General features: G+C 68.3%; 20 protein-coding genes. 10 read left to right on the top strand and 10 right to left on the bottom strand.

What is annotated here, in order from left to right; translation table 11 throughout:
• Positions 1–51 precede the first annotated feature (51 nt).
• Positions 52–927, bottom strand: coding sequence for a 3-methyl-2-oxobutanoate hydroxymethyltransferase (gene panB, locus AC07UH_RS12140; protein ID WP_495180638.1), 876 nt, complete (start codon positions 925–927; stop codon positions 52–54).
• A gap of 57 nt (positions 928–984) precedes the next feature.
• Positions 985–1,353 (bottom strand): ArsC family reductase, encoded by a 369-nt coding sequence (locus AC07UH_RS12135; RefSeq protein WP_495180637.1) that lies wholly within the window; start codon positions 1,351–1,353, stop codon positions 985–987.
• A gap of 517 nt (positions 1,354–1,870) precedes the next feature.
• Here AC07UH_RS12135 and AC07UH_RS12130 point away from each other — a divergent pair.
• The 7 genes from AC07UH_RS12130 (at position 1,871) to AC07UH_RS12100 (ending at position 11,066) form a co-directional block, all read left to right on the top strand.
• The gene (locus tag AC07UH_RS12130) at positions 1,871–3,916 is read left to right on the top strand and encodes an NAD(+) synthase (RefSeq protein WP_495180636.1); all 2,046 of its coding nucleotides are present in this window, start codon (positions 1,871–1,873) and stop codon (positions 3,914–3,916) included.
• A 42-nt stretch (positions 3,917–3,958) separates the two neighbouring features.
• Positions 3,959–4,819: a CDP-alcohol phosphatidyltransferase family protein gene (locus AC07UH_RS12125; protein ID WP_038661058.1), complete on the top strand. Its 861-nt coding sequence runs from the start codon at positions 3,959–3,961 to the stop codon at positions 4,817–4,819.
• On the top strand, positions 4,816–5,907 hold the full coding sequence (locus AC07UH_RS12120; RefSeq protein WP_038661061.1) for an inositol-3-phosphate synthase: 1,092 nt from the start codon (positions 4,816–4,818) through the stop codon (positions 5,905–5,907). Before AC07UH_RS12125 ends, AC07UH_RS12120 begins: the two co-directional genes overlap by 4 nt.
• Positions 5,907–6,611: a phosphocholine cytidylyltransferase family protein gene (locus AC07UH_RS12115; protein ID WP_495180635.1), complete on the top strand. Its 705-nt coding sequence runs from the start codon at positions 5,907–5,909 to the stop codon at positions 6,609–6,611. The genes AC07UH_RS12120 and AC07UH_RS12115 overlap by 1 nt, the downstream gene beginning before the upstream one ends.
• 503 nt (positions 6,612–7,114) lie before the next feature.
• Positions 7,115–7,861, top strand: coding sequence for a trehalose-phosphatase (gene otsB, locus AC07UH_RS12110; protein WP_495180634.1), 747 nt, complete (start codon positions 7,115–7,117; stop codon positions 7,859–7,861).
• A gap of 23 nt (positions 7,862–7,884) precedes the next feature.
• Positions 7,885–9,663, top strand: coding sequence for a glycoside hydrolase family 15 protein (locus AC07UH_RS12105; protein ID WP_038661070.1), 1,779 nt, complete (start codon positions 7,885–7,887; stop codon positions 9,661–9,663).
• On the top strand, positions 9,645–11,066 hold the full coding sequence (locus AC07UH_RS12100; protein WP_137899855.1) for an alpha,alpha-trehalose-phosphate synthase (UDP-forming): 1,422 nt from the start codon (positions 9,645–9,647) through the stop codon (positions 11,064–11,066). The genes AC07UH_RS12105 and AC07UH_RS12100 overlap by 19 nt, the downstream gene beginning before the upstream one ends.
• Here AC07UH_RS12100 and AC07UH_RS12095 read toward each other — a convergent pair.
• The 4 genes from AC07UH_RS12095 to AC07UH_RS12080 form a co-directional block, all read right to left on the bottom strand.
• Positions 11,005–12,108, bottom strand: a complete 1,104-nt coding sequence (locus AC07UH_RS12095; protein WP_495180632.1) for a mechanosensitive ion channel family protein — start codon at positions 12,106–12,108, stop codon at positions 11,005–11,007. The genes AC07UH_RS12100 and AC07UH_RS12095 overlap by 62 nt on opposite strands.
• Before the next feature lie 323 nt (positions 12,109–12,431).
• Positions 12,432–13,535 carry a PepSY-associated TM helix domain-containing protein gene (locus tag AC07UH_RS12090; RefSeq protein ID WP_495180631.1) on the bottom strand — a complete coding sequence of 368 codons (1,104 nt, stop codon included), beginning with the start codon at positions 13,533–13,535 and terminating at the stop codon, positions 12,432–12,434.
• Complete coding sequence (locus tag AC07UH_RS12085) at positions 13,532–15,574, bottom strand: TonB-dependent receptor (RefSeq protein WP_495180630.1); 2,043 nt, start codon at positions 15,572–15,574, stop codon at positions 13,532–13,534. Before AC07UH_RS12085 ends, AC07UH_RS12090 begins: the two co-directional genes overlap by 4 nt.
• 68 nt (positions 15,575–15,642) lie before the next feature.
• On the bottom strand, positions 15,643–16,053 hold the full coding sequence (locus AC07UH_RS12080; protein ID WP_038661081.1) for a DUF2946 family protein: 411 nt from the start codon (positions 16,051–16,053) through the stop codon (positions 15,643–15,645).
• A gap of 99 nt (positions 16,054–16,152) precedes the next feature.
• On the opposite strand from AC07UH_RS12080, the gene AC07UH_RS12075 reads away from it, so the two are divergent.
• Positions 16,153–16,815 carry a hypothetical protein gene (locus AC07UH_RS12075; protein ID WP_495180629.1) on the top strand — a complete coding sequence of 221 codons (663 nt, stop codon included), beginning with the start codon at positions 16,153–16,155 and terminating at the stop codon, positions 16,813–16,815.
• 275 nt (positions 16,816–17,090) lie between these two features.
• On the opposite strand, the gene AC07UH_RS12070 is transcribed toward AC07UH_RS12075, so the two are convergent.
• Positions 17,091–17,705, bottom strand: a complete 615-nt coding sequence (locus AC07UH_RS12070) for a DUF4893 domain-containing protein (protein ID WP_495180628.1) — start codon at positions 17,703–17,705, stop codon at positions 17,091–17,093.
• The gene (locus tag AC07UH_RS12065) at positions 17,702–18,487 is read right to left on the bottom strand and encodes a 3-hydroxybutyrate dehydrogenase (RefSeq protein WP_495180627.1); all 786 of its coding nucleotides are present in this window, start codon (positions 18,485–18,487) and stop codon (positions 17,702–17,704) included. Before AC07UH_RS12065 ends, AC07UH_RS12070 begins: the two co-directional genes overlap by 4 nt.
• Positions 18,488–18,590: 103 nt before the next feature.
• Here AC07UH_RS12065 and ypfJ point away from each other — a divergent pair, with 103 nt between their 5' ends.
• Positions 18,591–19,505 carry a KPN_02809 family neutral zinc metallopeptidase gene (ypfJ, locus tag AC07UH_RS12060; protein ID WP_038661089.1) on the top strand — a complete coding sequence of 305 codons (915 nt, stop codon included), beginning with the start codon at positions 18,591–18,593 and terminating at the stop codon, positions 19,503–19,505.
• Positions 19,506–19,755: 250 nt separating this feature from the next.
• Here the strand turns inward: ypfJ and AC07UH_RS12055 are convergent, their stop codons facing one another.
• Positions 19,756–21,000, bottom strand: a complete 1,245-nt coding sequence (locus AC07UH_RS12055; RefSeq protein WP_495180626.1) for an N-acetylmuramoyl-L-alanine amidase family protein — start codon at positions 20,998–21,000, stop codon at positions 19,756–19,758.
• A 473-nt stretch (positions 21,001–21,473) separates the two neighbouring features.
• On the opposite strand from AC07UH_RS12055, the gene AC07UH_RS12050 reads away from it, so the two are divergent.
• Positions 21,474–24,206 (top strand): Rne/Rng family ribonuclease, encoded by a 2,733-nt coding sequence (locus tag AC07UH_RS12050; protein WP_495180772.1) that lies wholly within the window; start codon positions 21,474–21,476, stop codon positions 24,204–24,206.
• Positions 24,207–24,617: 411 nt separating this feature from the next.
• On the opposite strand, the gene AC07UH_RS12045 is transcribed toward AC07UH_RS12050, so the two are convergent.
• Complete coding sequence (locus AC07UH_RS12045) at positions 24,618–25,217, bottom strand: hypothetical protein (protein WP_495180625.1); 600 nt, start codon at positions 25,215–25,217, stop codon at positions 24,618–24,620.
• Positions 25,218–25,221 lie beyond the last annotated feature (4 nt).

Raw genomic sequence — 25,221 nt, 5'->3', positions numbered from 1 at the left:
GTCGGCGAAACGAAAGCACGGGAAATGTGGCGGGTTGAGGGCGTCGCCGACCTAGTCCTTCGCGGGATAGATCTGCTCGGGTCCCGGAAAGACGCGCGCGCGGACTTCGCCGGCATAGGCTTCGGCGGCGGCGGAGATCCGTCCGGCCATGTCGTCGTAGCGCTTCACGAAGCGCGCGGTGCGCTCGAACAGGCCGAGCATGTCTTCCGCCACCAGCACCTGCCCGTCGCATTGCGCCGACGCGCCGATGCCGATCGTCGGACAGGCGATCGCCTGCGTGATGCGGATCGCGATCGGCTCCATCACCCCCTCGATCACCACCGCGAACGCGCCCGCCTCGGCGACCGCGGTGGCGTCGGCGACGATCTTCGCCGCCTCCGCTTCGCTCTTGCCGCGTGCGCCATAGCCGCCGAGCACGTTGACCGCCTGCGGCGTCAGCCCGACATGACCCATCGCCGGAACGCCGCGTTCGCTGAGGAAGCGCACCGTCGGCGCCATCGCCTCGCCGCCCTCCAGCTTCACCGCCGCCGCGCCGGTTTCCTTGAGCAGGAACGCCGCGCTTTCGAACGCCTGCTGCGGCGAGGCCTCGTAGCTGCCGAACGGCATGTCGATGACGACGACGGCATGATAGCTGCCGCGCACCACCGCCGCGCCATGCGCCGCCATCATCTGCAGCGTCACCGGCACCGTCGACGGCAGGCCGTAGATCACCTGCCCCAGGCTGTCGCCGACCAGCAGCATGTCGCAATGCGGATCGAGCAATTGCGCGGTACGCACGGTATAAGCGGTGAGCATCACCAGCGGCTCGCCGCCGCCCTCCCGGCTCGACTTGCGCCGGCGGATCGCCGGCACGGTCAAGCGCTTGCGCGGCGCCGGGGTGGGATTGGCGCGGCTGGTGGCGGTATCGATGGTATAAGTGGTGGACATCGCGCGGCTGTACCGCGCGGCGCGGACGCGATCCAGAGCCGACGATCGGCGCCCTGCTCACCCTGTCGCGGCGCCGCCTTCCACCAACGCCTGTTGCCATTCGGCCGGCTTGAACCCCACGAGCAGCGTCTCGCCCGCCTCGACCACCGGTCGCTTGATCATCGACGGCTGCGCGCACATCAGCGCGACCGCGCGCGCCGCGTCGAGGTCGGCCTTGTCCGCCTCGGCCAAGTTGCGGAACGTCGTCCCGGCGCGATTGAGCAGCACCTCCCAGCCGCGCCGCTCCACCCAGCCTTCCAGCTGCGCCTGATCGACGCCCTGCGTCTTATAGTCGTGGAAGCCATAGGCGATCCCCGCCCCGTCCAGCCACGCCCGTGCCTTCTTCACCGTGTCGCAATTGCGGATGCCATAAACGATCGTGCTCATGCGTCACCCTTACCACGCCGTGAGCAGGACGCCACGCGCGCACCATCGGCACCGCGCCCCAAGGGTTCGGGTTGCGCCGGAATGACGGTTGGGAGAGAGCGCATCCCCCACCCCAAAACCGTCATCCCCGCGCAGGCGGGGATCCATACGCGCGGACCTGACCGCTCCATCGCGACACCTGCGCGTCTGGATCCCCGCCTGCGCGGGGATGACGACGGAAGGGGTGTCCCCGTATGACCCTCCGCCTGCCACGAGGTGATCGGACGTACGCCCCATCGTCATCCTGGCGAACGCCGGGACCCATGGACACGATGCAACCAGCGTCGGCCCCACCTTCGGCGTTCCGCATCCATGGGTCCCGGCCTGCGCCGGGATGACGATAGGAGAAGGCGAATCCTGCACCGCCTGTCCGATCGCACGGGGCACACGCGATCCGCGGCCCCCTTCCCGGATCATCCCCCCCAACCCGCTCGTTGCACGGGTAGAACCCGCATCCCATCACGGCTACCACCGCCCCATGACCGACGCCTTTCCCTCGATCCACCGCCATCAGTTCGCCCGCGTCGCCGCCGCGACGCCGCTCGCCAGCGTCGGCGACGTCGCCGCCAACGTCGCCGCGACCGTCGCCATGGCGCGTGAGGCGCACGATCGCGGCGTCGATCTCGTCGTCTTCCCCGAGCTCAACCTCACCTCCTACGCGATCGACGATCTCCATCTGCAATCCGCGCAGCAGCGCGCCAGCGAGGCCGCGGTCCTCGCGGTCGCCGAGCAGACCGCCGGCCTAGCGCCGCTGCTGCTCGTCGGCGCCGCGCTGGTCCGCAACGGCCGGCTCTACAACACCGCGGTCGCGCTCCACCGCGGCCGCATCCTCGGCGTTGTACCCAAGACCTTCCTCCCCAATTACCGCGAATATTACGAAAAGCGCTGGTTCGCCTCCGGCCTCGGCCTGCACGGCCTGACGATCCGTCTCGGCGACGCCGACGTGCCGTTCGGCACCGACCTGCTCTTCGCCGCCGACGATCTGCCCGGCTTCGTCGTCCATGCTGAAATCTGCGAGGATTATTGGGCGCCCACCCCGCCCTCGACCGCCGGCGCGCTCGCCGGGGCGACGATCTGCTGCAATTTGAGCGCCTCCAACATCGTCATCGGCAAGGGGCGCGAGCGGATGCTGCTCGCCGCCGCGCAATCGGCGCGCACGTCTTCCGCCTACGTCTATTCTGCCGCCGGACCGGGGGAGAGCACCACCGACGTCGCGTGGGACGGTCAGGGCTTCGTCTACGAATGCGGCGATTTGATGGTCGAATCGAAGCGCTTCGTGCAGGCGCCCGAACTCGCCGTCGTCGACGTCGATCTCGAACGGATCGTGCAGGAGCGGCTGCGCAACGGCACGTTCAACGATTCGGCCGCCGCCGCCGGTCATCCCGAGACGCGCGTCCGCCGCATCGGCTTCGCACATCAGCCGAGCCTCACCGACATCGGTCTCGAACGGCCGATCCGCCGCTTCCCCTTCGTCCCCAACGATCCCGCCCGCCGCGACGAGGATTGTTACGAAGCCTTCAACATCCAGGTCGAGGCGCTGTCCAAGCGGCTCGCCGCCACGAAATCGAAGACGTTGGTCATCGGCGTGTCCGGCGGCCTCGACTCGACGCATGCGCTGATCGTCGCGGCCAAGGCGATGGACCGGCTCGGCCGGCCGCGCGCCGACATCCTCGGCTTCACCATGCCCGGCTTCGCCACCGGCGACGCCACCAAGAGCAACGCCTGGGCGCTGATGCGCGCGCTCGGCTGCACCGCCGACGAGATCGACATCCGTCCCGCCGCGCGCCAGATGCTCGCCGACATGGGTCACCCCTTCGCCAACGGCGAGGCGGTCTATGACGTCACCTTCGAAAACGTGCAGGCGGGGCTGCGCACCGATTACCTGTTCCGCCTCGCCAACCAGCGCGGCGGCATCGTGCTCGGCACCGGCGACCTCAGCGAGCTGGCGCTGGGCTGGTGCACCTATGGCGTCGGCGACCAGATGAGCCATTATGCGGTCAACAGCGGCGTCCCCAAGACGCTGATCCAGTTCCTGATCCGCTGGTGCATCCGCACCGGCCAATATGACGAGGCCACCAACGGGGTGCTGTCGACGATCCTCGGCCAGGAAATCTCGCCCGAGCTCGTCCCGGCCGGGGCCGACGGCACGATGCAGAGCACCGAGTCGATGATCGGCCCCTATCCGCTCAACGACTTCTTCGCGCATTACGTCGTCCGTCACGGGCTCGCCCCGTCGAAGGTCGCTTTCCTCGCCTGGCATGCATGGCGCGACGCGGCGTCAGGGCATTGGCCGGCGGATTTCCCCGCCGAGGCGCGCACCGCCTACGATCTGCCGACGATCAAACATTGGCTGGAGCGGTTCGTCGTCCGTTTCTTCCAGCTCAGCCAGTTCAAACGTTCCGCCATTCCCAACGGGCCGAAGGTGTCGGGCGGCGGCGCGTTGAGCCCGCGCGGCGACTGGCGCGCCCCCTCGGACGGCACGGCGGCCGTGTGGCTCGACGAGTTGCGCCGAAACGTTCCATAGAATCTTGCCTTTATAAGGGGGCGGGCGCATTATGAAGATCTGATGACACCGCCTCCCCGGGATGGCTCGCGCGATCGCCGGATCGAGGACCCATCGAATCTCTACCTGATTCACCCAGCGTCGCACGCCCTGCTCCCCCTTGCCCTGCGGCACGGTGTCTCGGCCAATATGGTCTCGCTGATCGGCCTCGCCTGCGGCACGGTCGCGGCGGTCGCCTATGCGCATTGGCGCGATCCGGCGATGGCGCTGGTCGGTCTGGTGTTCTCGGTCGCCTGGCTGGTCGCCGACGGACTCGACGGCATGATCGCGCGCGCGACCAAGACCGCGAGCGCGCTCGGCCGCACGCTCGACGGGCTGTGCGACCACGGTGTCTTCGCGCTGATTTATCTGTCGCTCGCCTGGACGATCGGCACGACCGGCGGCTGGATGCTCGCCATCGCCGCGGGCGGCTGCCACGCGGTCCAGTCGAGCCTTTACGAAGGCGAGCGCGCTCGCTTCCACCGCCGCACCCGCGGCACGCCGCTCGCCACGGTGCCGGTGCCGACCGGCATGGTCCTCGTCCGCCTGTACGACAGCGTCGCGGGGTCGGTCGACCGCATCTCGATGCCGTTCGAGCGCCGCTTCGGCGCCGCCGAAGACCCGTCCGCCTTCGCCGCCGCTTATGCCGCCGCTGCCGTTCCGGTGATGCGGCTGCAGTCGCTGCTCACCGCCAACGTCCGCGTCTGGGCGGTGTGCGCCGCGTGCCTGCTCGGCAGCCCGCGCCTCTTTTTCTGGTTCGAGATCGTCCCGCTGACGCTGGTCTGCGCGGTCGGTCTTTACCGCCACCGGCGCGTCGAGCGCCGTTTCGTTCACGGCGCCACGCCGCAGTCCATTCTTTATCCAAGCGAACAGGGTCATTCATGAAGAGCATCAACATCGCCATCGTCGGCATCGGCAACTGCGCGAGCTCGCTCGTCCAGGGGCTGGAGCATTATCGCGAAGGCGCCAACGATCTCGTCGGCCTGATGCACTGGGAACTCGGCGGCTATAAGCCTTCCGACATCAAGGTCGTCGCCGCCTGGGACGTCGACACGCGCAAGGTCGGCAAGGACGTCGCCGAGGCGATCTTCGCCAAGCCGAACTGCACCGCCGTCTTCGCCGCCAACGTGCCGGCGACCGGCACCGTCGTGAAGATGGGCGCGGTGCTCGACGGCGTCGCCGACCATATGGCCGACTATAAGGACGACCGCACCTTCATCGTCGCCAACGACACGCAGCCGAGCAAGGCCGACGTCGTCGCCGAGCTGAAGGCGAGCGGCACCGACGTGCTGATGAACTACCTGCCCGTGGGCAGCCAGCAGGCGACCGAATTCTACGCCGAATGCGCGCTCGAGGCAGGTGTCGCCTTCGTCAACAACATCCCGGTGTTCATCGCGTCGAACCCGGAATGGGCGAAGAAGTTCGAGGATGCCGGCGTCGCGATCATCGGCGACGACATCAAGGCACAGCTCGGCGCGACGATCGTCCACCGCGTGCTGACCGATTTGTTCGCCAAGCGCGGCGTCAAGCTCGACCGGACCTATCAGCTCAACACCGGCGGCAACACCGACTTCCTCAACATGTCGAACCACCGCCGGCTCGAATCGAAGAAGATCTCGAAGACCGAGGCGGTCCAATCGGTCGCGGCGGAGCGGCTCGACGACGACAACGTCCACATCGGCCCGTCGGATTACGTGCCGTGGCAGAACGACAACAAGGTCTGCTTCCTGCGCATGGAAGGCCAGTTGTTCGGCGGCGTGCCGATGAACCTCGAACTGCGCCTCTCGGTCGAGGATTCGCCCAATTCCGCGGGTGTCGCGATCGACATGATCCGCTGCGCGGCGATCGCCAAGGACCGCGGCATCGCCGGCGTCATCGATCCCGCCAGCGCCTATTTCTGCAAGCATCCGCGCACGCAGATGACCGACGACCTCGCCCAGACCGCGGTCGAAGCGTTCATCAAGGCCGCCTGATGATCACCACGGGCCTGCTGCTCGCCGCCGGACAGGGCAGCCGGCTCCGTGCGGTGACGCCGTTCAAGCCGCTCTGCCCGGTGGCGGGGCGCGCCTTGATCGACCATGCGCTCGACGGCATGGCGGCGGCGGGGCTGACCCGCGCGATCGTCTCGCTCGGCTATGGCGCCGACGCGATCGCCGCCCACCTCGCCGGCCGGCAATGGCCGCTCGAGGTGGTGACGGTGATGACCGACTATCATCAGCCCAACGGCGTGTCGGCACTGGCGGCGCGCGCGCTGATCGGGCCGCAGGGCGCGGTGCTCGCGATGTGCGATCACCTCGTCCAGCCGCGCCACTATCGCCGTCTCGCGAGGGCGGGCGCCGGCGAGGGCCTGCGGCTCGGCATCGACCGCCGTCTCGGCCATGCCTGGGTCGACCCGCTCGACGTCACCTGCGTCGCGACGCGCGGCGATGCGATCGTCGCGATCGGCAAGGGCCTCGAACCGCACGATTGCTACGACACCGGCATCTTCGCGGTTTCGCAACGCTTCTTCGAGGTGCTGGCGACGCTCGACAGCCCGTCGCTCACCGAAGGCGTCCGCCTGCTCGCCGCCGAAGGCAGCGCGAAGATCGTCGATTGCAGCGATCTCGACTGGCTGGACGTGGATGACGCGCCTGCGTTCGCGCATGCCGAAGGCTGGATGACCAAGCTCGCGGCCTGACCCGGCGTTCCCCTCGCGGGAAAAGATTGTTTCAGAAGACGCGGCAACTGGCGAAGTCAGTAAGACGTCTTCGCCGCGCACGTCAGCGGCCAGCACCATCCTGTCGCTGCGAAGATGTGATCCGCGTGGCTTCGCGCTTCCACTCCTCCTTGGTCATACAGACCGTTCGGCCGGTCTTGCGCTCCGTCAGGCAGTGCCTTTCCGCAGCACGATTGCCGGAACCGTAAAAAGCATCGCCCTGCATACGGCCAATAGCACCCTGCCCTGCGGCACGGATCTCCGCACTGGAAGGATATGGCACGCCCTGCCGTATCTGGGCCGTAGCCGTTCCACATGCGGCTAAACAGACCGCGACAGATATGGCAACTTTCATGTCAATCGCCTTTCACGCCGAAGATTTATAACGATCTAGCATCACTGCCGTTCCTTGCAACGTCGTCTGTCCCCGCCCCGTCGCTGTCACCACCTTGACCCCCGCCGCCCGATCCCCGACACCGCGCCGCGTGACGCACCTCCCCCCGCCCCCCGCCGACCTGCTCCGCGACGCCGCTTTGTTCCTCGACTTCGACGGCACGCTCGTCGAACTCGCCGAGCATCCGGAGGCGGTCGCGGTCGACGCGCGCCTCGCCGCATTGATAGAGCGGCTGTCGGATCGGCTCGACGGCCGCGTCGCGATCATCTCCGGCCGCCCGGTCAGCGGCATCCGCGCCCTGTTCGGCGATCCGCATTTCGCCATCTCGGGCAGCCACGGGCTTGAGGTGCGCTGGCCCGACGGACGGCACGAACGCGCGGAACGCCCGGCCGCCCTCGACCGTATAGTGACCGAGATGAAAGCCTTCGCAACTGCAACATCGGGTGTGCTGGTCGAGGCGAAGCCGCTCGGCGCCGCGCTCCACTATCGCGCCGTGCCGGCCGCCGAAACCGCGGCGCACGCCCTCGCCACCCGCCTCGCCGCCGACGCCGGCCTGCACCTCCAGACCGGCAAGATGATGGTCGAGGTGCGCGTCCCCGGCGCCGACAAGGGCACGGCGCTCCACGCGCTCATGCAGAGTCCCGCGATGGCCGGCCGCCGCCCCGTCTTCCTCGGCGACGACGATACCGACGAGCCGGCGATGGTCGCCGCGCGCACGCTTGGCGGCGCCGGCGTGTTGATCGGCGCGCCGCGTGACACCGCCGCCGCTTATCGTCTCGATACCGTCGCCCAGACCCTCCATTGGCTCGAAGCCGCAACCGAAAGCCTCGCCGCATGACCCCTGAGCCCGATGCGTCCGCGATGAGCGTCGACCTCTGGCCGATCGGCAATTGCCAGGTCAGCGCGTTGATCGATCGTGCCGGCCGCTTCGTCTGGGCGTGCGTGCCGCGCGTCGACGGCGATCCGCTCTTCTCGGCGCTGGTCGGCGGCGCGGAGCCGGACAGCGGCTATTGGTCGATCGGCATCGAAAATTCGGTCAAGGTCGAGCAGCACTACATCCGCAACACGCCGATCCTCGTCAGCACGCATACCGACGATGCCGGCAACGTGCTGGAGGTCACCGACTTCTGCCCGCGCTTCGTGCGGACGGGACGCACCTATCGCCCGGTCGCCTTCGCGCGCATCGTCCGCCCGATCGCCGGCAGCCCGCGCGTCACCGTCAAGCTGCGCACCACCTGCGGCTGGGGCGGCACCTGCCGCGAGCAGATCGGCGGCTCCAACCATCTGCGCATCCTGCTCGATTCGATGCAGCTGCGTCTCACCACCACCGCGCCGATCGGCATGGTGCAGGAAGAACGCGCCTTCCGCCTCGAACGGCCGCTGCATTTCTTCCTCGGGCCGGACGAAAGCTTCAGCGGCGACCTCGCCGAGACGCTCGAGGCGATGCTCGCGCAGACGATCACCGAATGGCAGGAATGGGTGCGCGGCCTCGCCATCCCGCTCGAATGGCAGGACGTCGTGATCCGCTCGGCGATCACGCTGAAGCTATGCCAGCACGAGGAAACCGGCGCGATCGTCGCCGCGCTCACCACCTCGATCCCCGAACACGCCGGATCGGAGCGCAACTGGGACTATCGCTATTGCTGGGTGCGCGACGCCTATTACACCGTACAGGCGCTCAACCGGCTCGGCGCGCTCGACGTGCTGGAGGGCTATCTCGGCTATCTGCGCAACATCGTCGACAGCGCCGCGGGCGGCCATATCCAGCCGCTATACGGCGTGCTCGGCGAACCGACGCTCGAGGAGCGCTTTGCCCCCGGCCTCACCGGCTATCGCGGCATGGGGCCGGTGCGCGTCGGCAATCAGGCCTATGAGCAGATCCAGCACGACGCCTACGGCCAGATCGTGCTGTGCAGCGTCCACGCCTTCTTCGACCAACGGCTGTTCCGCCAGTCGGGCCGCGAGGATTTCGAGAGCCTCGAACATGTCGGCGAGCGGGCGTGGCAGTTCCACGACCAGCCCGACGCCGGATTGTGGGAGCTGCGCACGCGGCAGAGCGTCCACACCTATTCGTCGGCGATGTGCTGGGCGGCGTGCGACCGGCTCGCCAATGCCGCGCACGTCCTGGGCCTCGAAGATCGTCGCGCCTTCTGGCAGGATCGCGCCGACACGATCCGCGCCGAGATCGAGACGCGCGCATGGCGGCCCGAGACCAACCGCATGTCGGCGACCTTCTCGGGCGACGACCTCGACGCCAGCCTGATCCAGCTGCTCGACCTGCGCTTCTTCGAGCCCGACGATCCCCGCTTCATCGGCACGCTGGAGGCGGTGGAAAAGGGCCTGCGCCGCGGCAGCCACATGCTGCGCTACGATACCGAGGACGATTTCGGCCTGCCCGAGACCGCGTTCAACGTCTGCACCTTCTGGCTGATCGAGGCGCTGCATTTCACCGGCCGCCACGCCGATGCGCGCGCGCTGTTCGACGAGATGCTGGCACGGCGCACCGCAGCGGGGCTTCTCTCCGAGGATATCGACCCGACATCGGGGGAATTGTGGGGCAATTACCCGCAGACCTATTCGCTGGTCGGCATGATCAATTGTGCCGCCCTGTTGTCTAAACCATGGAGTTCGATCCGCTGAGCCGCCTGATCATCATATCCAATCGCGTTTCTGCCCCGAAGGGCTCCGACTCCGGTGCACAGGGCGGCCTTGCGGTCGCGCTCGCCTCCGCATTGCGCGAATATAAGGGGATCTGGTTCGGCTGGTCGGGCGATCAAACCGACGAATATACCGGCCAGATCACCTTCCAGCGCAACGAAGGCGTCACCACCGCGACCGTCGATCTCGAAGAGCAGGATATCGACGAATATTACAACGGCTATGCCAATCGCACGCTCTGGCCGCTGTTCCATTACCGCGTCGATCTTGCCGAATACGAACGCGAATTCGCCGGCGGCTATCAGCGCGTCAACGAACGCTTCGCCGATACCGTCCAGCCGCTGATCGAAGAGGATGACGCGGTCTGGATCCAGGACTATCACCTGTTCCCGCTCGGCGAGGAATTGCGCAAGCGCGGCGCGACGAACAGGCTCGGCTTCTTCCTGCACATTCCATGGCCGCCGCGCCGGCTGCTGTCGATCCTGCCCGAGGCGCAGGCGCTGGTGCGCAGCCTGTTCGCCTATGACGTCATCGGCTTCCACACCGACGAATGGCTGCATTCGTTCCGCGACTATGCGCTCGCCGAACTGGGCGCGCGGATGGAGGGCGACGAGCTGGTCCTCGACGATCGCCGGGTGAAGGTGATGGCCTGCCCGATCGGCATCGACGCCAAGGAATTCGCCGGCCTCGCCACCAGCACGCGCGGGCGCCTCGCCTTCCGCCAGATGCGCGACGCCGCGGTCGGCCGCGATATGATCGTCGGCGTCGACCGGCTCGATTATTCCAAGGGGCTGGAGGAGCGGTTCCTCGGCTACGAACGCTTCCTTAACGAGCATCCGGAAGAGCGCAAGGAAGTCACCCTGCTCCAGATCGCGCCGCCGAGCCGCGCGACCGTCGGCAGCTATCAGAAGATCCGCAGCACGCTCGAAGGTCTCGCGGGGCGGATCAACGGCGGCTATGCCGATATCGACTGGGTGCCGATCCGCTACGTCAACCAGGGCTATCCGCGCGACGTGCTCGCGGGCATCTATCGCGCCGCCAAGATCGGCCTCGTCACGCCGCTGCGCGACGGCATGAACCTCGTCGCCAAGGAATATGTCGCGGCGCAGAATCCGGAGGACCCCGGCGTGCTGATCCTGTCGCGCTTCGCCGGTGCCGCCTGCCAGCTCACCGACGCCGTGCTGATCAATCCCTATTCCGCCGAGGAGATGTCCGACGCGATCATGCTCGCGCTGCGCATGCCGCGCGAGGAACGGATCGAGCGCTGGACCAAGATGATGGACGTCATCACCCGCGAGGATATCGGCTGGTGGCGCAAGACCTTCACCGATGCGCTGATGGGTCCGACGGTGGAGACGGAGCAGGAGCAGACGGAGCCCGCATGAGACGTTCCCGGGGCAGCGCCTCGGGCATTTCGGCGCGGATGAAGGCATAGATCGCTTCGCGCACGTCGCAGCGCAGGTCGAAAGCGGTCGAGGCGTCCTTGGCGGTCATCAGCCCGCGCAGCTCCATCGTCCCGTCCGGCTTCGAATCGGTCACCTGCAGGTTGAAGAAGCGCTGGTCCCAGCGCGGATTGGCGCGGACGACCTCCTCCAGTTTGGCACGGATGCGCGGCACGTCGGCGGCGGGATCGAGATACCAGAACACCGAGCCGAGCAACGCGCTCGTCTCGCGGGTCCAGTTCTGGAAGCTGTTCTCGAGGAACTTGGAGACCGGCACCACCAGCCGCCGGTCGTCCCAGATCCGCACGACGACATAGGTCAGGCGGATGTCCTCTATCCGCCCCCATTCGTTGTCGATGATGACGACGTCGTCGATGCGGATCGGCTCGGTGAACGCCATCTGGATGCCGGCGATCAGGTTCTTGAGCGCGGGCTGCGCCGCGGCACCGATCGCGAGGCCGGCGACGCCCGCCGAGGCCGCCAGCGTCACGCCGATCGTGCGGACGCTGGGGATGCTCATCAGCATCATCATCACGGTCAGCAGGATCAGCACGAACACGCCGATCCGGTGGAGGATGCTGATGCGCGTCCGCCGCCGCCGCGCGCGCAGATTGTCGGTGGCGGTGATGTCGAACCGCACCTCGCTGAGGTCGCGATAGGCGGTGAGCGCGGCGAGCAGCATCCAGCCGAACATCGCCGGGGTGAGCAATCCGATCACCCGCTGCCAGATCGTCTCCCAATAGCGCGGCAGGTCGAGCCCCGGCCCCGACGCGGCGAGCGCGACGCCGATCATCAGCCAGAAGGTCGGCCGCCCGAGCCGCGCGATCAGGATATCGTCGGTCTTGGTCGCGGTGCGGCTGGCGACCTTGCGCAGCACCGCGAACAGGATGCGATGCACCACCGCCAGGATCAGTACGAAGACCAGCACCCCGGCCAGCCGGGCCTGCCATTCGGGCAACGTCACGTCGAGATAGGGGATACGCATCGGGCTAACACGCACGACCGCGGTTAAGGCTCCCTTGCTTGCGATGGTTCATGCTGCGGCTGCGAAGAAGGGTGGTCACGCGGAGGCGTGAGACGAATGATTTACGCTGAAGCGTTGAGACTTTGAGATTGAGGGTCGGGTCCGTGGGTCGCCCCGGATCCCTTCACCACCGTTCGTACTGAGCTTGTCGAAGTACGGTGGGACTCACCTGCCCTTCGACAAGCTCAGGGCGAACGGACCGGGGGTGGGTCAGCGAGATCAGGCGTGTCTTCTAAAACACGAAAGTCTTCTCCGCGCCTCCGCGCCTTCGCGTGAACACCTCCTCAGCCAGCCGCGGAACGAGCCCGCACCCGCCACCGCCACACCCCCGTGACGAAGAGCATGGCCGGCAGCAGCCCCGACACGAACACCAGCCAGCGCCCGAACAGCCCGAACGCCTCTCCGTCATGCAGCGGATGCAGCCACGTCAGCAGCACATCGCCGCCGCTGTCGCGCCGCGCGTCGCGCACCGCCAGCACCCGCCCGTCGTAGGGATCGAGCCACACGTTGCTGCGCGGGAAGCGCCGGCTCGGCTCACCGGGCAGCGCGAAATTGACCCGCACCACGCCGCGCGCATCCGTCGGCGTCTCGATCCACGCCAGCGCGCCGCCCGGCAGCGCCCGCTCCGCCCGCCGCACCAGATCGTCGAGCGGCAAAGCTCCCGCCGCCCGCGGCACGCTCGCCAGTCGCGGCGGCACGAACAGCGGCGAAGTTCGCGCCACCACGGGACGCACCTGATCGGGCAGGTCGAGCATCGCCCCCGTCACCGTCACGACGATCAGCACCAAGGCCCCGCCGATCCCCGTCCATTTGTGCCAGTCGTACAGGCGCCGCGACCGCACCGCACCGCGCTTCCACGCCAGCGAACGGCGCCATCCGCCCGGCCGCGGCCACCACGCCCACAAACCGCTGACCAGCATCGCGAGCATGACGATCCCGGCGATCCCCATCACGATCGCCCCCGGTTCCTCGAGCAGCAGCCGGTAATGGAGATCGTAGATCCACGTAGTCCAATAATCGCCCCAATGGCCGTGCCGCACCACCCGCAGGCTGACCGGATCGAGCCACAGCATCAGCGGCGCGAACGCCCGCCCCCGCGTCTCGACGGGCTGGTAATAGCGCACCGGGATCGGCCCGCCGTCGGGCGTCACCTCAATCCGCCACGCGCCCGTCCGCCCCGGCTCGACATGGCGCAAGGCGTCATAGACCGCCTGCCACGACGTGGGCCGCGCCCCCGCCGCCACCCGCGCGAGGCCCGGATGCAGCGCGCCGTCGATCGCGGTGTAGAAGACCAGCACGCTCCCGGTCAGCCCGGTGAGCGCGAACAGCGCGCCCACGCTCAGCCCCAGCCATAGATGGATGCGCCGGACGACGACCCGCGCCCTCACAGCGTCAGCCGCACGCTGCCATAAAGCGCGCGGCTGTCGGCCGGCGAGTGCAGCACCTGCGTCCCGTCATACCAGACATATTCGTAACGACGGTTGCCGATGTTCTTCAGCTGCGCCGCCACCTCGAGCTGCGGCAGCACCCGCCACGCCACCTCGCCGGTCACCACCAGATAGGCGCCGTAGCGCGGCAACGTATTGGCCGGCGTCAGCTCGTAGCTCGACTGGCCATTGCCCCACAGCGATACGCGCCACCGCTCGACGGGAACGACATCGACCCCGCCGGAGAACAAATTCTGCGGCACATGGTCGATCCAATTGCCCGCCTGCGACGGCGTCGCCGGATCGGGCGTGACGATCCGTGCCCGCTGATAGGAGTAAGCGCCCCACAGATTGGCCCCCTTCACCGGTGTCACGCTGACCTGCACGTCGAGCCCGCGCCGCCGCGTCGCGCCGAGATTGTCGCTGTCGCCCGAGGGATCGTTGAGCCGCCGCTTGATCTCGCCGCTCGCGGTCTGCTCCCACAGCGCAACACGCGCCTCCAGCCAGCGGCCGCGCGAAAGCTTGACCCCCGCCTCCCAGCCCTCGTTGATCGACGGCGCGAGATCGGTGGTGCGCGGCGGCACCTTATAGGCTCCCGCGCCGACGCCGATCTGGAACGTCCGGCCGTAATTGGCGTAAGCGGTGACGCCCGCCAGCGGGGTGATCGCGACGCTCAATTTGGGCTGGCTGATCGTGCCATAGTCGTTGATCGGATAGCGCTGCCCGTTCAACCGGTTGCGCAGGGATCCGGAGACGGTGTCGAACCGCCAGCCCGGAGTGATGCTCAGCCATGCGGTGGGCTCGATCACTGCCTGCGCATAGCCGCCCGCGACGGTCAGCCCGAACGCCTGGTCGCGCGTCTGGCTGGTGGTGATGCGGCTTGCGGTCAGCCAGCGCAGGCTTTCGTTATCCTGCACCTGCACGTCGCCGCCGACCTCCAGCATCAGCCGGTGCAGGAAGGCGACCCTGGGGTGATAATGGAGTGTCGCCAGCGCGCCATATTGGTCCTCGCGCGCCAGCCGCCGCTGCTGCGCCACCGTGGCGGAAAAGCGCACATAACGGTCGTCGTGCAGCCCGTTGGCATAGCCCTTGGCGCTCAGCGCGAGCGTATCGGTGAGATCGGCGTCGAGGTGCAGGCTGTACTGGCTCATCTGCCGCCGCCCGCCATCGCTCGCAGACACTGGATAGGAGCGCCGCCGGTCGACATAAGCGTCGGCGTCGGTGAGATAGCCGGGCTCCTGCGCCTCGACCTGCGCGTAGCGCGCGATCCCGCCGAGCCGCACCGCACCCCAGTCGTAGAACCATTTGCCCGCGAGGCTCACCCGGTCGAGCCCGGCGTGATCGCGGAAACCATCGCTATGGCGATAGCCGACGAAGTAATTCTGGCTAAGCTTGCCCGTCTCGACACCCGCCGAAAGCTGTCCCTCCGCGGTGCCGAACGCCCCGCCGAGACCCCGTGCGTCGAGATAATTGCCGCCGATCCGCGTCGCGATATCGGCGCTGCCGGCGATCGCATGCAGGCCGTAGCGCGGATCGGCGGTGCCGCGCACCAGCTCGACCTGCGCGATGTCGAGCGGCATCACCGCGTCGATGAACGGCATGCCGCCGTCGTTGGCGTTGCTCGGCACGCCGTCGATCAGCAATTTGACCGCATTGATCTCGCCCTCGCCGTTGAAGCCGCGGATCGAGAAGCGGCCCGAGGTCGTCCCCTGGTTGAAGTCGGTCAGCGAGACGCCGGGCAGCCGCGCGAACAGCTCCCACGTATTGTCGACGCTCTGCCGCTGCGCGACGTCGCCGCCGAGCCGGTCGATCGAGGTGACGATATTGCTGGTCGAGCGCGCCATGTCGCGCGCGGTGACGACGATGTCGCCGACCGAGAAACTGGTGTCGTTGGTATCGGCATCATGGTCGTGGCGCTGCGCCCATGCCGGCGTCGCGAGGACGGGGGCGAGGGCGAGCGCGACGCCCGCCGCCGCCGTGGCGGTTCGTAGGAAGATCATTGCAGGCAATTCCCGATCCTGGCGCGTGCCCTCTCCCGGGCCGCACCGTCAGTGTCGTTGTGGATGGATCAGGAAAGGCGCGGCGGTCCGCGCATCGGCGGCCGCACATGCGCGCGGTCGCGCAACGCCGGCCAGCGCGTCGCGCGCACGCCGAGCGCCATGACGAAGGCGATCGCGAGCACCAGCAACACCGGATCGACCGGCGTCGTCGCCGCCTGCGCCAGCGCGCCAAAGGGACAGGGCATGTCGGTGGCGGGATGATCCGCCTCGCGATGGCCGCCCGAACCGTGATGGCCGCCATGCACCATCGCCATCGGCGCGACCGGACCGTAGCCGCTGCACACTTGCAGCACCGGCCGCCCATCGACGCTGCCGACCATGAACCCCGCCGGCACCAGCAGCCGCACCGCAAGCGCCAGCGCCGCCAGCCACAAAGCGAGCGTGCGATGATCCAGCAACAGGCGGCGGAGCGACGTCACGGCTGCGTCTTAGGCGAGGCCGCGGCCCCTGTCATCGACCTGGATCAGGTAGGATAATCGTAATGTCCGCGGGCTAAACTTCCGTCTAGTATGAACACCATGCACCGGTCCCTGCTCCGCCCGCTCCTCGCTACGCTGTTGCTGCTCGGCACGCTGTTCGGGTCGGCCCCGGCGTGGGCGGCGGTGACGATCACCTTCTGGAGCCATGAGCTGGGCAACAGCTTCCCGCACGCCTTTTTCACGCTGCGCGGCGTGCAGGATGCCGGCGGGCCACTGGTCGACGTCAATTACGGCTTCACCGCCAAGTCGGTCTCGCCCGCGCTGCTGATGGGCAGCGTCGCCGGTCGGCTCGACATCTCGCGCCCCTTCTACATCGGCACCAGCGACGCCCAATTCTCGGTGGTGCTGAGCGACGCACAATATGCGCAGATGCTAACGCTGATCGCCGCCTGGGACGAGAAGACCGGCGACGGACGCTACAATCTCAACGATCGCAACTGCATCCACTTCGTCAAGGAAGCCGCCCGCATCGCCGGCCTGACCGGTCTCGATCATCCCAAATTGATGAAGAAGCCGCGATCCTATCTGCAGGCGGTCGCGGCGGCCAATCCCGACCGCGTCGCGGTGATCCACATGCACGGCAAGGCCTATCTCGCCTCGCTGCCGCCGTTGACGGCGGCGCCGGTGAGCGCGGCGGCGACCGGCCCGGTGCCACCGGTTGCGGCGCCGGTAGCGATGATCCAGCCGCTACCGGCACACTGACCGTACCCCCTCCCCGTTCGTGCTGAACCTGTCGAAGCACGGTGAGGCTACCGCGTTGGTAGAGGCTAGGATCGATCGACATTCAACTCGTGGAAGGTGACAAATCCTCCCCCGCCAGGGGGAGGTGGCGCGGCGAAGCCGTGACGGAGGGGGAGGACACGGAACGGGCGTGTCGCTTACCTCCCCCTCCGTCATGCCTGCGGCATGCCACCTCCCCCTGGCGGGGGAGGAACTATGCTAAGACGATGAAGGTCGATCCCGCCTAGATCCCCCGCCTAGCCCCGCACGATCTCCATCACGTCGAGCGTCGAATGGAAGCCCGGGAACGGCAGCACCAGCCGCCAGCGCGCGGTGCCGATCCGCTCGACCAGCCCCGCCATGTCGCGCTGCCGGTCGCGGCCGTAGCGCATCGGCCGATCCTCGTCGCCGAGCGCCAGCGTCCCGAGGAAGATCGTCCGCGAATCGGTGCTGTCGAACAGATTGCCGCTCGCCCTCTGGTCGCCGTCGGTGACGAACTGGCGGACGATCCCCGTCTCGCTCACCCGGCAGCTGGTCCAGCCGCCGCTCAGCAGCGGTCGCGCGCCCGGTCCGATCCCGCCGAGCCGGTGCACCCGGCAGCGATAGACGCCGGGCAGCAGCGCCGCGCCCTCGATCACCCGGTCGGGGTCGAACAGGTCCGCGTCGGCGGCGAGCCGCTCGCGTCCCTCGGGCGTCGCACGCACCTTGGTCAGCGCCTGTATCCAGGCGTCGCGCCAGCCGCGCAGGCGTTCGCGGTCCTGCCGCGTCGCGACCTTGCGCCAGTCGCTGTCGCCCGTGTCCTGCGCGCGCACCGCGGCGGTGGCGAGCATCGCGCCGGCGAGCGTCACCGCCAGAAAACGCCCCACCCTCATGCCGCGGTCCAGCCGCCGTCGACCGACAGATTGGCGCCGGTGATCGCCTTCGCTTCGTCGCGGCACAGGAACAGCGCCAGCGCCGCCACCTGCTCGGGCGTCACGAACTCCTTGGTCGGCTGCGCGGCGAGCAGCACGTCGTTCATCACCTGCTCGCGCGTGAGCCCGCGTGCGGTCATCGTATCTGGGATCTGCGCCTCGACCAGCGGCGTCCAGACATAGCCCGGCGAGATGCAATTGACCGTTACGCCATGCTGCGCCGTCTCCAGTGCGATCGTCTTGGTCAGTCCGACCAGCCCGTGCTTGGCCATCACATAGGCCGATTTGTTGGGGCTCGCGACGAGGCTGTGCGCCGAGGCGGTCGAGATGATCCGCCCCCAGCGCTGCGCCTTCATGTGCGGGACGGCGGCGCGCATCGCATACCAGGCGCTGGTCAGGTTGATCGCCAGGATCGCCTCCATCCGCTCGGGCGGAAACGATTCGATCGGCGCGACATGCTGGACGCCGGCATTGTTGACGAGGATGTCGACGCGGCCGGTCTCGCGCACCGCGCGCTCGACCAGCGCGGCGATCTCGTCGGGCTTGGTCATGTCGGCGGCATCGTACAGCGCCGCCGCGCCACTCGTCGCGGCGAGCTCGGCGCGGATCGTCTCGATCGCCTCCGCCTCGCCGAAGCCGTTGATGACCAACGCCGCGCCTTCCGCGGCGAACGCCCGCGCATAGGCGAGGCCGATGCCTGACGTGGACCCGGTGACAATCGCGGTCTTGCCCTTGAGGACCATAGTCGTGCTCTCCTGCTATGCCTCCCGTCTGCGTCGATGCGCGCGCTGTTGCAACCGGGGGCGGGGTTCGGGCATTCGTAACGCAAGCTAAACGGAGCCTTGCATGCGCCTCGACGATTTCGATCCCAATATTGACGTCGGCGATCAGGGGAACCGCGGCGGCGGTTTCGGTGGCGGCGGTGGCGGCGGCGGCCTTTTGTTCGGCCTGCTGCCGCTGATCGGCAGCCGCTTCGGCTGCGGCGGCATCATCGTCGTGCTGCTGCTGATGGCGGTGTTCGGCGGGCTCGGCAATCTCGGCAGCCTCGTCGGCGGCGGTGGCGGCAGCGGCACGCAGGTGACGCGGAGCGCGCCGTCCGAAGGCGGCTCGGCCACCGCGGTCTGCACCTCAGATCCCGCCAAGAAAGCGGCCTGCGACGCGTTCAGCTCGGCGCAGAAGACCTGGACCGCGCTGTTCGCGCAGAGCGGCCAGCGTTTCGCCGCGCCCGGCCTGCGCTTCTTCTCGCAGAACGGCCAGTCGGGCTGCGGCGCCGCGCAATCGGCGATGGGGCCGTTCTATTGCCCGACCGACCAGCGCATCTATCTCGACACCAGCTTCTTCGACGAACTCGCCAACCGCTTCGGCGCCAAGGGCGATTTCGCGCAGGATTACGTGATCGCGCACGAATTCGGCCATCACATCCAGAATCTGCTCGGCACGTCGGACAAGGTGCAGAACGTCCAGCGCAGCGGCAGCGAGACCGAAGGCAATGCCGCCTCGGTCCGCCTCGAACTGCAGGCGGATTGCTATGCCGGCGTCTGGGCCGCGCAGAACCGCAGCCGCATGGAGCCGGGCGATCTCGAAGAGGGACTGACCGCCGCGCAGGCGATCGGCGACGACACGCTCCAGAAGGAATCGACCGGCCGCGTCGTCCCCGACAGCTTCACGCACGGCACCTCGGCGCAGCGCATGCACTGGCTGCAACGCGGCATCCAGACCGGCGACCCCGCCCAGTGCGACACGTTCAGCGGCGCGATCTGACGGCCGCCCCGCCCTCGCGAGGGAGGGGCGCGTATCGCAGCGGTGTCGAGGCGCGATTGCCCTGACCCAAAAGCTCCGTCACCCCGGACTCGTTCCGGGGTCCACCGGGCCACGAGGGAACGGTACCGCCTCCAGCCCTCCTCCCAGCCGCAGAGTGGACCCCGGAACGAGTCCGGGGTGACGATGTGAGCTGGGACAGCGATCGACCTACGCTGACGGTCATATGGACCCTCCCCCGACCGGGGGCGAACTAACGCCCCGCCAGCTGCCGGGCGAAATGCACCTCGACCGCCTTGGTCACGCTGTCCGCGATCCGTTCGCGGCCCGCCGGGCTGTCGAGGAACGCCGCATCGACCGGGTTGGAGATATAGCCCGTCTCGAACAGGATCGACGGCATATCCGGCGCCTTGAGCACCATCAGCGACGCCATGCGGTGGAACACCGGCTTGGTCGGAATGCGCGGCTTCGCCTCGCGGCCGAGCAGCCGGGCGAAGCTCGCCGAACTGTTCATCGTCTCGCGCTGCGCGAGATCGATCAGGATCGACGAGACGTCCGCCCCGGCGTCGCCCAGATTGACCCCGGCGATCACGTCCGCCTTGTTCTCGCGCAGCGCCAGCCGCGCCGCTTCCTTGTCCGACGCCACTTCGGACAAGGTATAGACCGAGGCACCGCTCGCATCGCCGCTGCCGACGCTGTCGCAATGGACCGAGATGAACAGGCTCGCCTTCAGCCGCCGCGCGATGCCATAGCGTTCGCGCAGCACCAGATAGCGGTCGTCGTCGCGGGTCAGCGCCACCCGCACCCGCCCGCTCGCCAGCAACGCGTCGCGGATCGAGCGCGCGATGCGCAACGTCACGTCCTTCTCGCGCAGCCCGGTGACCACGTTGATCGCACCCGGATCGACCCCGCCATGACCGGCGTCGATCACCACCAGCGGCCGGCTGTCGTCGCCACGCACGCGTGGCAGCGCCGCGGCGCGCGCCGGCGGCGGCACGGGGATCGACAGCTTGTACTTGGGCCGCGCGCCCCATTCGCCGAGATCGACCGCGAAGAAGCGCACCGGCCCCGCCGCAGCCGCCGCGGCGACTCGCGCCGCGGTCGCCGGTGCGATCGACAGCGCCAGATTGCCGTCGGCATCGAAGCCGCCGTCGGCGATCACCGCCGGCCGTGCGAGATCGAGCAGCAACCGCGTGCCGTCGCCCTGCCGCACCTGCCTGATGCTCCGCACCAGCCCGCCGGTGACCATCTCCGCACCAGGGATTGCCTGTGCGACGTCGACCGCGATCTGGCGGCTGCCGCGCAGTACCATGCCCGTGGCGTCGATCACCGGCCCGTCGAACCGCACGACGATGCGGCCGCCGTCGACCACGACGCTGCGGATCGCCGTCGCGGCATGCGCCGGCACGCTCGCGCACCAGCCGAGGATCAGGGCAACGATCGCGATCATCGGGCGACCTTGCCGCGCCGCGGGGGCGCCGGTCCAGCGAAAAGCCATGGCACGTTCCTTGGGCGCCGACGTCTGGCCGGCGCCTGAACGAGCATCATGACCGGCAGGCGCCAACGCCCGGTTGCGCGGCGCGGTTAATGCACGATTCGGCATGAATTTGCCGCCGCTCCGGCAGATTCGTGCCAGTTGCGATACGAGAAGCGCAATGCTACCAACGGACTGCACCCGTGCGTCGCGCTTCATTCGTGCAAGCGACGCATCGGTCCCCGCGCCGTCCTGGCGCGGTTCTAACCAGGTTGACGCTCGCATGACGCACTTATCCAACGCTCGACACCGCCCGGCCTCGGCCGGCGGCGTGGCGAGCGTGTGGGAGGGCCGTGCCCCCCGACGTGCGCGGCGAGCAGACGCATTCTCACCATCCCGCGCCGGTCCGCCCGGCGCCATCTATCAACGCGCATGCGCGCCCTGCGACCCGGTTGCAGGAGCGCCACGCGCGCGGAGACCATTCAATGACCACGCGTATGCTGATCGACGCACGCCACCGGGAAGAGACCCGGGTCGCCGTCGTCAAGAATAACCGGATCGAGGAATTCGATTTCGAAAGCGCCGAGCGCAAGCAGCTCAAGGGCAATATCTATCTCGCCAAGGTGACCCGCGTCGAACCGTCGCTGCAGGCGGCGTTCGTCGATTACGGCGGCAATCGCCACGGCTTCCTCGCGTTCAGCGAAATCCACCCCGATTACTATCAGATCCCCAAGGAGGATCGCGACGCGCTGCTGCGCGAGGAGGCGGAGCATGCCGCCGAGGAAGCCGCGCTGCGCGCCGAACATGACGGCGACGACGACGATCACGACGGCGACGAGCACGGCGACGACGACCACGACGATTTCGACGACGCCGACCATCACGACGACGGCGAGCACGACGAGGGCGAAGGCGCGGCCGAGGGCACGTCGAAGAAGCCGCGCAGCGCCAATGACGAGGAGGTCGAGGCGCTGCGCCAGCGTCGCATGAACCTGCGCCGCCGCTACAAGATCCAGGACGTCATCCGCCGCCGTCAGGTGCTGCTGGTCCAGGTCGTCAAGGAAGAGCGCGGCAACAAGGGTGCGGCGTTGACCACCTATCTGTCGCTCGCCGGCCGCTATTGCGTGCTGATGCCCAACACGTCGCATGGCGGCGGCATCAGCCGCAAGATCAGCAACGCGTCGGACCGCAAGCGCCTGAAATCGATCATGGCCGACATGCAATTGCCGCCGTCGATGGGCTGCATCGTCCGCACCGCGGGCCTCCAGCGCACCAAGGTCGAGATCAAGCGCGACTTCGACTATCTCGCGCGGCTGTGGGACGGTATCCGCGAGGCGACGCTGAGCTCGGCGGCGCCGGCGCTCGTCTATGGCGACAGCGATCTCATCAAGCGCGCGATCCGCGACATCTACAACAAGGATATCGACGAGGTCATCGTCGAGGGCGAGGAGGGCTTCCGCCAGGCGAAGGACTTCATGAAGCTGCTGATGCCCAGCCACGCACGCCGCGTCCGGCAATATGCCGACGCCGTGCCGCTGTTCCAGCGCGCGCATGTCGAGGACCAGCTCGCCGCGATGTATCATCCGGTCGTGCAGCTGAAGTCGGGCGGCTATCTCGTCATCAACCCGACCGAGGCGCTGGTGTCGATCGACATCAACTCCGGCCGCTCGACCCGCGAGCACAATATCGAGCAGACCGCGACCGCGACCAATTTGGAAGCCGCGCAGGAGATCGCGCGGCAGCTCCGCCTGCGCGACATGGCCGGGCTCGTCGTCATCGACTTCATCGACATGGACAACAATTCCAATGTCCGGAAGGTCGAGAAGGCGATGAAGGACGCGCTCAAGGACGATCGCGCCCGCATCCAGGTCGGCCGCATCTCGTCCTTCGGCCTGATGGAGATGAGCCGTCAGCGGCTGCGCACCGGCGTGCTCGAAGCCTCCACCCGCGCCTGCCCGCATTGCGAGGGCACCGGCCTCGTCCGCACCGCCTCGTCGGCGGGCCTGTCGGCACTGCGCCTGATCGAGGAAGAGGCCGCCCGCGGCCGCGGCTCGCTGCTGACGCTGCGCGCCAGCCAGGAAGCGACGATCTACGTCCTCAACCGCAAGCGTGCTGATATCGCCGAGATCGAGGATCGCTACGGCGTCCAGGTCGAGATCATCCCCGATCGCGAGGAAGAGGGCGCGCGCATGTCGGTCGAGGCCTCCGGCCCGCCGCCCGCTTACGCCCCCAAGATCGAGGCGCTCGTCGAAGAGGAATATGACGACGTCCCCGAGGAGATCGAGGAGGAAGAGGAGGACGAGGAGATCGTCGAGGCGGAGGAAGAGCCGCGTCGCGAGGGCGGTCGTCGTCCCGAGCGTGAGGAGCGCGGCGAGGACGAGGGCGAGGGCCGCGGTCGTGGCCGCCGTCGTCGCCGTCGCGGTCGTCGCGGCCGCAAGGACGAGAATGGCGAGGCGTCGCAGGACGAAACCGGCGGCGAGACCGAAGGCGAGGCTGAGGACGGCATCGAGGCCGAGGCGATTGCCGGCGACGCCGAGACGACGAATGCCGAGACCGGCGAGCGTCCCGAAGGCGAAGGCCGTCGTCGCCGTGGCCGTCGCGGTCGCCGTGGTGGCCGTCGTCAGGAGGGCGGCGCCGATGCCGCGCAGACCGTCGACGCCGGTGGCGACACCGCCGAGGACGATCTGCCGCCCGCCGACCTCGAGCCGATCGTCGAAGCCGGCGATGCCGGTCCGGTGATCACCGGCCTCAACGCCCCCGAACCGGCGACGGTCGAGGACGCGGCCCCGGTCGAGGCGCCCAAGACGCGCCGCCGTCCCCGCGCCCGCAGCGCCGCCGCGCCGGCGACCGAAGCCGCTGTCGAGACGGTGGCCGAGGAAGCCGCCCCCGCGGCGGTCGCCGAACCGGTCGCCGAGGAACCCGCCGCCAAGCCGAAGCGCACCCGCAAGAAGAAGGCGGACGTCGAGGCGGTGACCGAGGCGCCCGCCCCGGAAGCACCGCAGGAGGCCCCCGTCGCCGAGGACAAGCCGAAGCGTCGCCGCACCCGCAAGGCCGCGACGACCGAGGCGGCGCCGGCGGACACGATCGAGGCCCCCGCGCCGGTCGAGCCGACGCCCGCCCCGACGCAGGAGGAAGCCACCCCGGCAGCCGAGGTCGACACCGACGCCGCCGCCGACGAGGCCGGCGACACGCCGCGCCGCGGCTGGTGGCAGCGCACCTTCGGCGCCTGATCCCCACTCCCCCTCCCTCCATGGGAGGGGGATCGCAGATGACCATTTGGAGTTGCGCGACGGCATTTGGAGCCCCGTCATGCCGGACTTGATCCGGCATCCCGCTTCTTCGCACTGTCGGAAGAAGCGGGACCCCGGCGCAAGGCCGGGTTGGCGGGGTGGCGGGGTGGCTTTGGAAAGCCGTCCGAAGCCTACAGACGGCCATAGGCGATGGCCCTGCTTAGGGGAGGATCGGATAGGGACGTAAGTGTAAGTCCCTCGCGTTCCAAACCGCCCCCGTCACCCCGGACTTGTTCCGGGGTCCACTCGGCGGCGAGGAAAAAGGCTCGATTTGACCATTCCCTCGCGGCCCGGTGGACCCCGGAACGAGTCCGGGGTGACGAACCTAGTGAGGAAAGCGATCGAGCCTCATCACCGTCGCCATAGGCGATAGCCCCGCCCTCCGTGGGAGGGGGAACCACGCAGGATAACCTCCAACCCTCCCGTCACCCCGGCCTTGCGCCGGGGTCCCGCTTCTTCCCGCCACCACGACAGGAACGGGACCCCGCACCAAGGCCCCGTGACGACCGCTAAACGGCCTGCCAGAGCCTCCAAACCACACCGCACCCGTACCGGACCAAATTGGACGTTTGACGAACACCGTCCGTCCCCCGATAGCGACCCTTCCACTCCGCTGAGGTCCGTGTCATTTCCGCCGTCGCTCCAGAACAGTCGGCGTCTCGCTGGCAGAGCCTGCTCCTCCTCACCCTCGCCGCCTTCGCCATCCGGGGATGGCAGTTCGGCAATCCGGTCATCCAGATCGACGAGCAATTCTATCTGCTGGTCGGCGATCGGCTCTGGCATGGCCTCGGCCTGCCCTTCATCGACTTCTGGGATCGCAAGCCGTTCGGCCTGTTCCTGATCTATGCCGCGATCCGCGCCTTCGGCGGTGACGGCATCCTCGCCTATCAGGTCGTCGCCACGATCTTCGCTGCACTGACCGCATGGTGCGTCGCCCGTATCGCGCGCCACGTCG

This window comes from Sphingomonas sp. GW821-FHT04B01 (assembly GCF_059420425.1).
The sequence above is the reverse complement of the archived record's forward strand: the minus strand, read 5'-3'. Positions and strand labels throughout refer to the sequence as shown.

What these genes read in the sequence shown, in the direction of transcription:
- AC07UH_RS12095 (WP_495180632.1), bottom strand. Translation starts at nt 12,108, where the DNA reads ATGCGTATCCCCTATCTCGACGTGACGTTGCCCGAATGGCAGGCCCGG.
- AC07UH_RS12065 (WP_495180627.1), bottom strand. Translation starts at nt 18,487, where the DNA reads ATGGTCCTCAAGGGCAAGACCGCGATTGTCACCGGGTCCACGTCAGGC.
- AC07UH_RS12120 (WP_038661061.1), top strand. Translation starts at nt 4,816, where the DNA reads ATGAAGAGCATCAACATCGCCATCGTCGGCATCGGCAACTGCGCGAGC.
- AC07UH_RS12070 (WP_495180628.1), bottom strand. Translation starts at nt 17,705, where the DNA reads ATGAGGGTGGGGCGTTTTCTGGCGGTGACGCTCGCCGGCGCGATGCTC.
- AC07UH_RS12100 (WP_137899855.1), top strand. Translation starts at nt 9,645, where the DNA reads ATGGAGTTCGATCCGCTGAGCCGCCTGATCATCATATCCAATCGCGTT.
- AC07UH_RS12115 (WP_495180635.1), top strand. Translation starts at nt 5,907, where the DNA reads ATGATCACCACGGGCCTGCTGCTCGCCGCCGGACAGGGCAGCCGGCTC.
- AC07UH_RS12105 (WP_038661070.1), top strand. Translation starts at nt 7,885, where the DNA reads ATGAGCGTCGACCTCTGGCCGATCGGCAATTGCCAGGTCAGCGCGTTG.
- AC07UH_RS12055 (WP_495180626.1), bottom strand. Translation starts at nt 21,000, where the DNA reads ATGGCTTTTCGCTGGACCGGCGCCCCCGCGGCGCGGCAAGGTCGCCCG.
- ypfJ (WP_038661089.1), top strand. Translation starts at nt 18,591, where the DNA reads ATGCGCCTCGACGATTTCGATCCCAATATTGACGTCGGCGATCAGGGG.
- AC07UH_RS12130 (WP_495180636.1), top strand. Translation starts at nt 1,871, where the DNA reads ATGACCGACGCCTTTCCCTCGATCCACCGCCATCAGTTCGCCCGCGTC.
- AC07UH_RS12135 (WP_495180637.1), bottom strand. Translation starts at nt 1,353, where the DNA reads ATGAGCACGATCGTTTATGGCATCCGCAATTGCGACACGGTGAAGAAG.
- panB (WP_495180638.1), bottom strand. Translation starts at nt 927, where the DNA reads ATGTCCACCACTTATACCATCGATACCGCCACCAGCCGCGCCAATCCC.
- AC07UH_RS12125 (WP_038661058.1), top strand. Translation starts at nt 3,959, where the DNA reads ATGACACCGCCTCCCCGGGATGGCTCGCGCGATCGCCGGATCGAGGAC.
- AC07UH_RS12085 (WP_495180630.1), bottom strand. Translation starts at nt 15,574, where the DNA reads ATGATCTTCCTACGAACCGCCACGGCGGCGGCGGGCGTCGCGCTCGCC.
- AC07UH_RS12075 (WP_495180629.1), top strand. Translation starts at nt 16,153, where the DNA reads ATGCACCGGTCCCTGCTCCGCCCGCTCCTCGCTACGCTGTTGCTGCTC.
- AC07UH_RS12050 (WP_495180772.1), top strand. Translation starts at nt 21,474, where the DNA reads ATGCTGATCGACGCACGCCACCGGGAAGAGACCCGGGTCGCCGTCGTC.